This window comes from Marichromatium purpuratum 984, from assembly GCF_000224005.2.
Classification (GTDB): domain Bacteria; phylum Pseudomonadota; class Gammaproteobacteria; order Chromatiales; family Chromatiaceae; genus Marichromatium; species Marichromatium purpuratum.
Genome location: NZ_CP007031.1, coordinates 257,586 through 268,794, shown reverse-complemented (window position 1 = coordinate 268,794; position 11,209 = coordinate 257,586). Strand labels below are relative to the sequence as shown.

Here is an 11,209-nt window from a genome sequence, read left to right as displayed (position 1 = left end):
CGGCGACGCCACGCAGGAGATCGAATCGATGAAGGTCCGCTTCACCAAGATGCACGGGCTCGGCAACGACTTCGTAGTGTTCGACGCGGTGCGCCAGCGCATCACGCTCGACCCCGAACGGTTGCGCCGGCTCGCCGATCGGCGCTTCGGCGTCGGCTGCGACCAGATCCTGCTGGTCGAGCCGCCACGGCTGCCGGGCACCGAGTTCCACTACCGGATCTTCAACGCCGACGGCTCCGAGGTCGAGCAGTGCGGCAACGGCGCACGCTGCTTCGCCCGCTTCGTGCGCGAGCAGGGGCTGACCGAGCACGACGAGATCCCGGTCGGCACCGCCGCCGGGGCGATCCGGCTCCATCTCGAGGCCGACGGCCTGGTCCGGGTCAACATGGGCCGCCCCCGGCTGGCGCCGGTCGAGATCCCCTTCCAGGCCGAGCACGAGGCGCCGCTCTACGACCTCGAGGTCGCCGGCGAGCACCACCAGATCGGCGCCGTCTCCATGGGCAACCCGCACGCGGTGCTACTGGTCGAGGACGTCGAGACCGCGCCGGTGGCGAGTCTCGGGCCGGCGATCGAGCACCACCCACGCTTCCCGCAGCGGGTCAACGTCGGCTTCATGCAACGGCTCGCCGGCGACGCAATCCGTCTGCGGGTGCACGAGCGCGGTGCCGGCGAGACCCTGGCCTGCGGCACCGGTGCCTGCGCCGCAGTGGTCAGTGGGCGGCTACGCGGTCTGCTCGATGAGCGCGTACGCGTCGACCTGCCGGGCGGAGGGCTTATAATCGACTGGCGCAGCCCGGATGACGTCGTCTGGATGACCGGGCCTGCCGAATCAGTGTTCCACGGGGAGATCGTTCTATGAGGGGTCAATCGTGATCACACAGGCAGAGCAGCCCGAGACCAGGGACGAGGCGCTGGAGGCTACGGTCGCCGCCTATCTGCAGCGCCATCCCGACTTCTTCGAGCACCACCCGGAGATCCTCATCACGCTGCGGATCCCGCATCCCACCGGCGACGCCGTCTCGCTGATCGAGCGCCAGGTGCGGGCGCTGCGCCAGGAACTCGACACCGAGCGCCAGCGTCTCGGCCAGCTCATCGCCCGCGCCCGCGAGTACGAGTCGCTGTCGACCCGATTGCACGCGCTGGTGCTGAAGCTGATCGCGATCAACGACCCCGAGCAACTGTGCGAGCGCCTGCGCGAGACGCTGTTGCAGGAGTTCCGCGCCGATGCCGTCACCCTGCGACTCTTCCCGCTCGACCCCGAAGCGGCCACCACCGACCCGCTCACCGCCGCCTTCAAGGACTTCCTCGCACGCAAGCACGCGCTCTGCGGGCCACTCGGCGCCGACAAGGCCGAGGTGCTGTTCGGCGAGGCCGCAGCGAGCGTGCGCACTGCCGCCCTGGTCCCCATCCGCACTGCGGAGCGCTCCGGCGTGCTCGCCATCGGCAGCAGCGACCCCGAGCGCTTCCGCCCCGAGCTTGGCACCGACCTGCTCGACCGGCTCGGCGAGATCATCGCCCACAAGCTGAACGCGGTCACCATCGAACGCTGCGGACGGGACTGACTCGCACATGGCCGGCGAGACCTCCGCCCAGCTGCTCGCGCGCTTTCTCGACCACCTCGCCCACGAGCGGCGGCTGGCACCGCTGACCGTCGCCAACTATCGCCGCGACCTCGAGCGTCTCCTCGCCTGGCTGGAGGCCCACGCCGAGGTGACGATCGAGACCATCGACGGCGAGACGGTGCAGCGCTATATCGGCGCGCGTCATCGCGACGGCATCGGCGGGCGCACCCTGCAGCGCGAACTCTCCAGCCTGCGCGCCTTCTATCGCTGGCTGCTGCGCGAGGAGCTGGTCACCGCCAGCCCGGCGCTCGACATCCGCGCCCCCAAGACCCCGCGCAAGCTGCCCAGGACGCTGGAGGCCGATCAGCTCTGCGCGGTGCTCGACCGTCCCCGCGAGGAGGTGCTGGAGATCCGCGACGGGGCGATGATCGAACTCTTCTACTCCGCCGGACTGCGTCTCTCCGAGTTGGTCGCGCTGGATCTCACCGAGGTACCGCTGGAGGTCGACGAGCTGGAGGTCGTCGGCAAGGGCGCCAAGACCCGGCGCGTGCCGGTCGGGCGCAAGGCGCGCGAGGCGCTGCGCCAGTGGCGACTGCTGCGTCCCTTCGTCGCCGCGCCCGAAGAGCCGGCGCTGTTCGTCAGCCTGCGCGGCACCCGCATCCACCCGCGCACCGTCCAGGCGCGGCTGACGCAGTGGGCCCAGGTCCAGGGGCTGGCCCAGGGGCTGCATCCGCACATGTTGCGCCACAGCTTCGCCACCCATCTGCTGGAGTCCTCGGCCGATCTACGCGCCGTCCAGGAACTGCTCGGTCACGCCGACATCGGTACCACCCAGATCTACACCCATCTCGACTTCCAGCACCTCGCCCAGGTCTACGACCAGGCCCATCCGCGCGCCAAGCGCCGGCGCTGACCGCCCGCGACAATGCCGGCGGCCACGCCACCCGCACCACCATCCCAGGGACCCCCATGCTGCTCTCGCCCCGCTATCGCTTTCTCTTCGTCCACATCGCCAAGACCGGCGGCACCAGCGTGCGCGCCGCGCTCCAGGGGCTGCGCTGGCGCGATCCCTGGTACTACCCGATGTTCCTGTGCAGCCGCATGAGCCATCTCAGCGGTCATCGCATCGGCACCAAGCTGCCGCGCCACGCCAAGGCGGTGCTCGCCCAGGAGCTGCTGCCGCGTCCCTTCTACGACTCGCTGTTCAAGTTCGCCTTCGTGCGCAACCCCTGGGACCTGCAAGTCAGCTCCTTCCATCACATCCGTCGCGAGCGTCCGCACTATCTCGGCGGCCACCAGGAGTTCGCCGACTTCCTGCGCTGGAAGCTCGACCCCGAGCGTCCCTACCAATACCACGTCGACACCTCGATCACCCGCCAGAGCGACTATCTGGTCGACCTCCACGGCGAGGTCATCGTCGACTTCATCGGCCGCTACGAACAACTCCACGACGACTTCGCCACCGTCTGCGCGCGCATCGGCATCACCCAGCCGGCTCTCCCTCACGCGCGCAAGGCGACCGATCGCAAGCGCGACTATCGCAGCTATTACGACGACGACACCGCCGAGCTGGTAGCGCGTCACTTCGCCCGCGACATCAAGCTGCTCGACTACCGCTTCGACCCGGACTGAGCACCCGGCTCAGTCGCGCGGCACCAGATCACGATAGGCGTGCCAGGTGGCGTGCCCGACCAGCGGCACGGCGACGAACAGCCCGAGCAGCAGACTCGCCAGCCCGAGCCCGACGATCACCACGATCAGCCCCGCCCACAGCAGCATCGGCGCCCAGTTGACCCGCACCGCGGCGAAGCTGGTACGCGCGGCGGTGAAGGCATCGACCGGGCGGTCGATCAGCATCGGCACCGTCACTGCCGCGATGCAGAAGGCCGCGGCCGCGAACACCGCCCCCACCGCGACCAGCACCGCCACCAGCCCGAGATGCTCGCCGGAGAGGAAGACCACGGCGACGAAGCGCTCCCAGCTCGGCAACGGATCGGTGAACAGCATGATGAACAGGAACACGGTGGCGAGGATCCACAGCTGCAGGATCATCAGCAGGAAACCGGTGGCGATGCCCAACTGCCCCTGGTTGCGGCGAAAGGCCTCGAGCGCCTGACAGCGTTCGAGCGACTCGCCGACCTCGAGGTGCGCGCTCATCTGATAGAGCCCGATGGCCAACAGCGGCGCGATCAGATAGAAGGCGGCGAGCAGGAAGGGCACCAGGAAGGCGAAGCGCCCGAGCGCCAGCGGCACGGTGATCGCCAGGCTGATCAGCACGATCCCGGCACCATAGCGCAGGCTGTAGCCGGGGGCGGCGCGCAGATCGCGCCAACCGGCGCGCAACCACCGCAAGGGCTGCCCCGGGGCGACCCGGTTGACCCCGGGCGGCGGACGGACGGCGGACTCGGACGAGGTGGACGGCTGCATGCGGGCATTCCTCCGCGCTGGTTCGACCCCCCGATAGCTGGTGGCGGAAGCGCCGAGCGCAACAGGGTTAGGTCAGCTGCCAGCCGCCAGTGGTGGCCGATCCTCGACGGCTGGAGGCTGGCGGCCAGGACGTTGAACCGCAAAGTCACAAAGCGCGCCAAGGATCTCAAAAGCGGCCTGTCGTCAGCGCTCAATCGATGACGGACACGCACAGGTCGTGAGGTCAAACAGCAAGAGGACACCGCAGCACAATTCACCTTCGCGTTCTTTGCGGCTTTGCGGTTCAAACGGCTGACGGCCAGGACGCTGAACCGCAAAGTCACAAAGCGCGCCAAGGATCTCGAAAGCGGCCTGTCGTCAGCGCTCAATCGATGACGGACACGCACAGGTCGTGAGGTCAAACAGCAAGAGGACACCGCAGCACAATTCACCTTCGCGCTCTTTGCGGCTTTGTGGCTTTGCGGTTCAAACGACTGACGACTGGTCGCTGGAGGCTGATCGCTGGCGGCTGGTAGCTGCCAACCGACGAAGCCGTTAGACTCAGGCGGCAGAACCCTTGTCAGGATAAGGAACGGAGAGCCCATGTCGTACGCCCCTTTCCAGCAAGTCGCCGAGGACGTCTACTGTATCGAGACCGGCCTCTATCGCCACGGACTGGCGGCCTGCTATCTGATCCGCTCGAACGATCGGCTCGCCTTCGTCGACACCGGCACCGACCACACGGTACCGGCACTGCTCGACGTCATCGCCGAGCTGGGACTGAGCCCCGACGACGTCGACTACGTCATTCCCACCCACGTCCATCTCGACCATGCCGGCGGCAGCGGCTCGCTGATGGCCGCCTGCCCCGAGGCGCGGCTGGTGGTCCATCCACGTGGCGCACCTCACCTGATCGACCCCGAGCGGCTGATCGCCGGCGCCACCGCGGTCTATGGCGAGGAGGGCTTCGCCAGCGACTACGGCACCCTGCGCCCGGTGCCCGAGGAGCGCGTGATCGCCGCCGAGCACGGTCAGACCTTCCAGCTCGGCGCACGTACCCTGACCTTTCTCGACACCCCGGGACACGCCAACCACCATGGCTGCATCCTCGACTCGCTCACCCAGGGGATCTTCACCGGCGACACCTTCGGCATCTCCTACCGCGAACTCGACACCGACGCCGGTCCCTGGCTGTTCGCCCCGACCACCCCGGTCGCCTTCGACCCCGAGGCCTGGTTCGAGACCCTCGATCAGCTGATGGCGCTCGAACCACGGGTGATGTACCTGACCCACTACGGCCGGGTCGATCGCCCCGCCGAACTGGTCGGGATGCTGCGCGAGAGCATCCGCGCGCTGGCCGAGCTGGCGCTGGCCGAGGAAGGACGCGACGACCCCGGGCGCGGCGAACGACTGACCCGGGCGGTCGCCGACTGGCTGATCAGCGGCGCGCGCGCGCACGGCGTCGCCCTCGACGAGCCCCGGCTGCGGGAGCTGCTCGCGGTCGATATCGGACTCAATGCCCAGGGGCTGGAGGTGTGGCTGAAGCGGCGCGAGAAACGGGCCGCGCGCTGACCCCAAAACACCCCGCCCGCGGATTGCGGGCGGGGCACGGGATCAATCGACGAGCTGATAGCTGGCGCCGCAGTACGGGCAGGTGACGCGACCGTCCGGGGCGTCGGCGATCGGCAGATAGACCCGCGGATGGAGGTCCCATACCGGGGTCTCCGGCCGCGGACAGGCGAGCGGCAGTTGCGCGCGCGTGACCGCGATCGGCGCCTCTTGCTGGGGTTGACGAATAGCGGGATTGGCCATGGATCGAACCTCCGTGATCGTGGGCGCCGTGCCCTCGACGGACACGGCGCGAGTCGCACTCAGACCAGGGTCAGCCACTCGGCGCGGGCCGCGTCGCGACCGTGGACCAGGTCGAAATAGGCCGACTGCAGTCGCTCGGTGATCGGCCCGCGGGTGCCGGCGCCGATCGCCCGACCGTCGACCTCGCGGATCGGGGTGACCTCGGCGGCGGTGCCGGTGAAGAAGGCCTCGTCGGCGATATAGACCTCATCGCGAGTGATGCGCTTCTCCACCACCTCGATGCCGAACTCCTTGGCCAGGGTGATCACGGTGCGACGGGTGATGCCGTCGAGCGCCGAGGTCAGGTCCGGGGTGTAGAGCACGCCGTCGCGGACGATGAAGACGTTCTCGCCGCTGCCTTCCATCACATAGCCCGAGGCGTCGAGCAGCAGCGCCTCGTCGTAGCCGTCGCGCTGCGCCTCCTGCAGCGCCAGCATCGAGTTCATGTAGTTGCCGTTGGCCTTGGCGCGGCACATGGTGATGTTGACGTGATGGCGGGTGAAGGAGGAGAACTTCACGCGGATGCCGTTGCGCATGTTCTCCTCGCCCAGGTAGGAGCCCCAGGACCAGGCGGCGACCACGCAGTGCACCTTGAGGTTGTCGGCGCGCAGGCCCATGCCCTCCGGTCCGTAGAAGCACATCGGGCGCAGATAGGCCGAGTCGAGACCGTTCTCGCGCACCACTGCGCACTGCGCCGCGTTGAGGGTGTCACGATCCCAGGGCATGTCCATGCCGAGGATGTGCGCCGAGTTGAACAACCGGTCGGTATGCTCCTGGAGCCGGAAGATGGCCGCGCCCCGATCGGTCTGATAGGCGCGAACGCCCTCGAAGACCCCCATGCCGTAGTGCAGGGTATGGGTCAGTACATGGGTCTGGGCCTCGCGCCAGGGCACCATCTCACCATCCAGCCAGATCAGACCGTCGCGGTCCGCCATCGTCGTCATATTCTGCTCCGTATCTCCCGGGCCCAGGCTCGGGTCCGGTCACCATAATGAGGGCCCAGAGGCCCCGATCGGTCCGCGCGAGGCGGACCCCAGATAACATGTGCGCGGCGATACCCGGCCAGGCCGGGTCGTCTCGACACCCCATTGACTGGCGCGTCTGTCGGTCCTGCGCCCGGCGACGGAACCGAGGCGCGCCCGAAACGATCGGTTCCGCCGCCCGCTCGGGGCGCGACGGACCGCTCGACAGGCCGGCGCCGGAAACGCCGGCCGATCCCCGGCCCATATCGAGACCGGACACAGACACCCGCCCGCCATCCGGTCGCGCCGGGGTCACGGTGGGAGGGGTCTGGAATGCGTGGGCAGCCGCTAGCCGCACTCCTCCATCAGCTCGCACCACAGCGCCCGGACCCGCGCGCGCTCGTCCAGCAACTGGTCGTCGGCGATGGTCTTGGGCTGTTCCTGCAGGGCGCTGCGATGATAGGCGGCACGTAAGACCTTGTAGGCCTCGGCGAGGTTCTCAGCGGTATCTCCCGGCAGCAGGTCGATGCGTGCCAGGGTATCGAGCAGGCGGACGTTGTCGGTCCAGTCGGCGAGCTCCGGGTGATCGGCAGCCCAGCGCAGTACAGCGTATTGAACCATAAACTCGATATCGGCAATACCACCAGGACCTTGCTTGAGGTCAAAGCGCCCATCGCCGCTGCGATCGAGGTTGGCGCGCATCTTGGCGCGCATCTCGCGCACGTCGCGACGCAGCTGCTCGGGATCGCGGCGACGACAGAGGATCTCGCGGCGCACCTCGGCGAAGCGACGCGCCAGCTCGGGGTCACCGGCGACCGGACGGGCGCGCACCAGCGCCTGGTGCTCCCAGGTCCAGGCGTCCTTGTCCTGATAAGCGGCAAAGGCGCCGATCGAGCGCACCAGCATCCCCTTGCCGCCGTCCGGGCGCAGCCGCATGTCGACCTCGTAGAGCGTCCCCGAGGGGGTGCGGGTGGTCAGCATGTGGATCATCCGCTGACCGAGACGGGCGTAGAACTGCTCGTTGCTGATCTCGCGCTCGCCGTCGGTCATCGCCGTCATCGAGTCGCTGGCATGGACGAACACCAGATCGAGGTCGGAACCATAGCCAAGCTCGATGCCACCGAGCTTGCCGTAGCCGAGCACCAGGAACCCCGAGCCCTCGCCGGGGATCGCGCTGGGACGACCGTGACGCGCCTGCAGGTGCGCCAGGGTCAGCTCGAGCACCCGCGTCACCGTGGCCTCGGCGATCTCGGTGAGATAATCGCTGACCACCATCAGCGGGATCACCCCGGTGAGATCGGCCGCCGCCACCCGCAGCATGTTGCCCTGGGCGAACTGACGCAGCCGCTCCATCTGCTGCTCGAGGTCCTCGGGGTCGACCGGTCCGAGCAACACGTCGAGTTCCTCGTCGAGTCCCTCGCGGCGCAGCGGGTCATAGAGCCGGCGCGGGTCGATCATCTCGTCGAGCAGCAGCGGCTGACGCGACAGCCGGTCGGTGAACCAGGGACTCATCCCCGCCAGTCGCGCCAGCTGCGAGAGGATGCAGGGGTGCTCGACCAGCATCGCCAGATAGGAGGTGCGCCGCGCCACCGCTTCGAGCAGGCGCAGCACCCGCTCGAGGGCGAGATCGGCGTGTTCGCTGGCGGCGACGATCGGCAGCGCCAGCGGCATCAGCTGCGCCAGACGCTCGCTGCCGCGGCGGCTCACCTTGCGCTCGATGGTGTCGCGGAAGGCATCGATGTGCACCAGCGCCGACTCGGGGCTGACGAAGCCGGACTCGGCGAGCAGCGCGAGCGCCTGCTCGCGCTCGTACTCGCCGCGCCACAGCGCCGCCAGCTCGTGCTCGTGCTCGTGGTCGGCCGGCTCGTCCTCGCCGCTCGGCGGCGCGAACACCTCGTCGAAGTGGTGCTGCACCCGTTCGCGGTGCGCGGCAAGCACCGGGGCAAAGCTCGCCCAGTCGGCGAAGCCCATCGCGCGCGCCATCCGCTCGCGCGCCGCCTCGTCCTCGGGCAGGGTGTGGGTCTGGCGATCGCGCCAGGCCTGCAGCCGGTTCTCGACCCGGCGCAGGAAACAATAGCCCTCATCGAGTTCGCGCACCGCCTCGGGCGGCAACAGCTCGCGTTCACCCAACAGCGCCAGCACCTCGCGGATCGGACGGATCTGCAACTCCGCATCGCGCCCGCCGCGCACCAGCTGGAAGGCCTGACCGATGAACTCGATCTCGCGGATCCCGCCGGGACCGAGCTTGATGTTGGCGTCCATGCCGCGCCGATACAGCTCCTTGGCGATCAGCCGCTTGAGTTCGCGCAGCGACTCGATCGCGCCGAAATCAAGATAGCGCCGGTAGACGAAGGGCCGCAGCATCGCCTCGAGCTGGGCGATGTCCTCGGCGTCACCGCATACCGCGCGCGCCTTGATCATCGCGTAGCGCTCCCACTCGCGCGCCTGCGACTGGTAGTAGTCCTCCATGGCATCGAAGCACATCGCCAGCGGCCCCGACTCACCGAAGGGACGCAGCCGGGTGTCGACGCGGAACACGAAGCCGTCGACCGTCTGCTGGCCGAGCGCCTGCACCAGACGCTGACCGAGCCGGGTAAAGAACTGCTCGTTGCTGAGCGCGCGTGGCCCGTCGCGGACCTCGCCGCGTTCGGGGAAGGCGAAGATGAGATCGATGTCGGAGCTGAGATTGAGTTCGCGCGCGCCGAGCTTGCCCATCGCCAGCACCACCATCTCCAGGGCGCGCCCCTCGGCATCGCAGGGCACGCCGAGTTCGGCACGGGTCCAGTCCTGGAGCTTGCCGAGCGCCTGACGGATACAGCAGTCGGCAAGCTCGGAGAGGTCCTCGAGCACCTCCTCGAGCGCGCCCTCGCCGCTGAGATCACGCCACACGATGCGCACCTGCTCGCGGCGCCGGAACAGCCGCAGCGCGCGCGCCAGCGCCTGTTCGTCGTCGACCCCGGCGAGCGCTTGGGTCAACGCGCGATCGAGATCCCCCGGCCCATAGGTGCGGAAGAGATCGCCGCTGGCCAGCAGCTCGGCGAACATCTCGGGGTGACGCTGCACCTCCAGCGCGACGAACTCGCTGCCGTCCCAGACCGCGGCGCGGGCGCGCGCGAAGACGGGGGAATCGGGCACCTCGACACCCGTCTCGGCGGCCCAGGCCAGCCAGTCCTGCCAGTGACTCTCGGTGACGGGTTCGGTGCTCATCGGTTGGTTCATCGGCGCTACAGGGTCTCGATCTGGTAGTCGGCACCGATGCGGCTTGCCGCGCCCGGCGCCAGGTTGAGGGTCTCGGAGGCGGTGTTGACCGTCTCCACGCAGAGGAAGCGGCGCGCGTCCTCGGGCGCGAGATCGTCGGCAAAACGGTGGATCTCGGTCGCGCCCGGGTTCCACACCACCCAGGTACGGCTGCCGCGCGCGCGCACCCGGATGCGTCGCCCCAGCACCGGATCGTCGAGCCACAGCGGACCGGGGGCGTCGAGATAGATACGATTGACCTCCTCGCCGCCGGCGCTCACCGGACCTTGCTGCCGACATGGCGCAACCGGCGCGCCCCGTGCCTTGTCCAGATAACACCGACCATCGAGCCCGTGCAAGCGAACCCGGTCGGACGCGCCGACGCGCAGATAGGTATGCAGCCCCTGGGTGAGCGTCCAGGGGTGATCGGCATCGTTGCGGGTCTCCAGGGTCAGCCCCAGGGTCGCCCCGACGCGAATCTCCAGCAAGAGCGTGCAGGGGTGCGGCCAGGCGGCGAGGGCCCCGGACTCCGGCACCAGACGCAGCCGCACCACCCCATCGGACTGGGGCGCACAGTCGAGCAGCCGCCAGTCGGCGGTGCGGGCGAAACCGTGGATCGGACCACCGTCCGGGTCGACCCCGAACCAGGGCCAGCACAGCGGGACCCCGCCCATGCGCTCGCGCCCGGGACGGAAGGCGGTGCGACTGCCGATGAACAGCAGGTCCTCGGCGCAACCGCGCGGTCGGTAGGCGAGCACCTGGGCCCGACGGACCGAGACCAGCGCCTCGGCCAGCGGGGTCTCGATCCGGGCGAGCAGATCGCCCGCCGCGGTCGCGACCAGCCGCACCCCGGCGCAGACCGCCTCCCCCACCTCACCCATCAGCCCCGCCCCCACGCGACGCAAACGAGCACCATGAACAGACGAGGGAAAGCGGGCGAGGACATCGGCGGCAACCTTCACGAATGCGGATTCGATCGATTATACGCCGCATGACGGGAGTGAGCGGCCAGCGGCCAGGATGTTGAACCGCAAAGCCGCAAAGTACGCAAAGGATCTCGAAAGCAGCCGGTCGTCAGTGGACTACATGCGCTCTTGCTATTGATTACAGCCATCTAGTGGTCTTGGCTTGCCACGCCGCAGGAAAAACAAGGAGAAAAAACCAACTCACCTTCGCGTTCTTCGCGGCTTT

General features: G+C 68.7%; 10 protein-coding genes. 5 read left to right on the top strand and 5 right to left on the bottom strand.

Going from position 1 to position 11,209, the window contains the following annotated elements:
• The first annotated feature begins 28 nt into the window (after positions 1-28).
• Genes dapF through MARPU_RS01160 form a run of 4 tightly spaced genes read left to right on the top strand, consistent with a single transcriptional unit; the run spans position 29 to position 3,194 of the window.
• The gene (gene dapF / locus MARPU_RS01175; RefSeq protein WP_005221779.1) at positions 29-859 is read left to right on the top strand and encodes a diaminopimelate epimerase; all 831 of its coding nucleotides are present in this window, start codon (positions 29-31) and stop codon (positions 857-859) included.
• Positions 860-869: 10 nt separating this feature from the next.
• Positions 870-1,562 (top strand): DUF484 family protein, encoded by a 693-nt coding sequence (locus tag MARPU_RS01170; RefSeq protein ID WP_005221781.1) that lies wholly within the window; start codon positions 870-872, stop codon positions 1,560-1,562.
• Between the two features lie 7 nt (positions 1,563-1,569).
• Complete coding sequence (xerC, locus tag MARPU_RS01165) at positions 1,570-2,475, top strand: tyrosine recombinase XerC (RefSeq protein WP_005221783.1); 906 nt, start codon at positions 1,570-1,572, stop codon at positions 2,473-2,475.
• A 56-nt stretch (positions 2,476-2,531) separates the two neighbouring features.
• A complete protein-coding gene (locus tag MARPU_RS01160) occupies positions 2,532-3,194 on the top strand; it encodes a sulfotransferase family 2 domain-containing protein (protein ID WP_005221786.1) in 663 nt (220 codons plus the stop codon).
• 9 nt (positions 3,195-3,203) lie between these two features.
• On the opposite strand, the gene MARPU_RS01155 is transcribed toward MARPU_RS01160, so the two are convergent.
• A complete protein-coding gene (locus MARPU_RS01155; protein ID WP_005221787.1) occupies positions 3,204-3,989 on the bottom strand; it encodes a DUF2189 domain-containing protein in 786 nt (261 codons plus the stop codon).
• Positions 3,990-4,571: 582 nt separating this feature from the next.
• Here MARPU_RS01155 and MARPU_RS01150 point away from each other — a divergent pair.
• The gene (locus MARPU_RS01150) at positions 4,572-5,540 is read left to right on the top strand and encodes an MBL fold metallo-hydrolase (RefSeq protein ID WP_005221789.1); all 969 of its coding nucleotides are present in this window, start codon (positions 4,572-4,574) and stop codon (positions 5,538-5,540) included.
• 42 nt (positions 5,541-5,582) lie between these two features.
• Here MARPU_RS01150 and MARPU_RS01145 read toward each other — a convergent pair whose 3' ends face one another.
• From MARPU_RS01145 to MARPU_RS01130, 4 genes are all read right to left on the bottom strand, one after another.
• Positions 5,583-5,780 (bottom strand): zinc-finger domain-containing protein, encoded by a 198-nt coding sequence (locus MARPU_RS01145; RefSeq protein WP_005221791.1) that lies wholly within the window; start codon positions 5,778-5,780, stop codon positions 5,583-5,585.
• Between the two features lie 59 nt (positions 5,781-5,839).
• On the bottom strand, positions 5,840-6,763 hold the full coding sequence (locus MARPU_RS01140; protein WP_005221792.1) for a branched-chain amino acid transaminase: 924 nt from the start codon (positions 6,761-6,763) through the stop codon (positions 5,840-5,842).
• Positions 6,764-7,129: 366 nt separating this feature from the next.
• Complete coding sequence (gene glnE, locus MARPU_RS01135) at positions 7,130-9,988, bottom strand: bifunctional [glutamate--ammonia ligase]-adenylyl-L-tyrosine phosphorylase/[glutamate--ammonia-ligase] adenylyltransferase (RefSeq protein ID WP_232229484.1); 2,859 nt, start codon at positions 9,986-9,988, stop codon at positions 7,130-7,132.
• Positions 9,989-10,005: 17 nt separating this feature from the next.
• A complete protein-coding gene (locus tag MARPU_RS01130) occupies positions 10,006-10,899 on the bottom strand; it encodes a D-hexose-6-phosphate mutarotase (RefSeq protein ID WP_005221797.1) in 894 nt (297 codons plus the stop codon).
• Positions 10,900-11,209 lie beyond the last annotated feature (310 nt).

Bases quoted from the DNA above. Each gene is read 5' to 3' on its own strand.
- dapF (WP_005221779.1), top strand. From the start codon at position 29: ATGAAGGTCCGCTTCACCAAGATGCACGGGCTCGGCAACGACTTCGTA.
- MARPU_RS01130 (WP_005221797.1), bottom strand. From the start codon at position 10,899: ATGGGTGAGGTGGGGGAGGCGGTCTGCGCCGGGGTGCGGCTGGTCGCG.
- MARPU_RS01145 (WP_005221791.1), bottom strand. From the start codon at position 5,780: ATGGCCAATCCCGCTATTCGTCAACCCCAGCAAGAGGCGCCGATCGCG.
- MARPU_RS01155 (WP_005221787.1), bottom strand. From the start codon at position 3,989: ATGCAGCCGTCCACCTCGTCCGAGTCCGCCGTCCGTCCGCCGCCCGGG.
- MARPU_RS01140 (WP_005221792.1), bottom strand. From the start codon at position 6,763: ATGACGACGATGGCGGACCGCGACGGTCTGATCTGGCTGGATGGTGAG.
- MARPU_RS01160 (WP_005221786.1), top strand. From the start codon at position 2,532: ATGCTGCTCTCGCCCCGCTATCGCTTTCTCTTCGTCCACATCGCCAAG.
- glnE (WP_232229484.1), bottom strand. From the start codon at position 9,988: ATGAGCACCGAACCCGTCACCGAGAGTCACTGGCAGGACTGGCTGGCC.
- MARPU_RS01150 (WP_005221789.1), top strand. From the start codon at position 4,572: ATGTCGTACGCCCCTTTCCAGCAAGTCGCCGAGGACGTCTACTGTATC.
- xerC (WP_005221783.1), top strand. From the start codon at position 1,570: ATGGCCGGCGAGACCTCCGCCCAGCTGCTCGCGCGCTTTCTCGACCAC.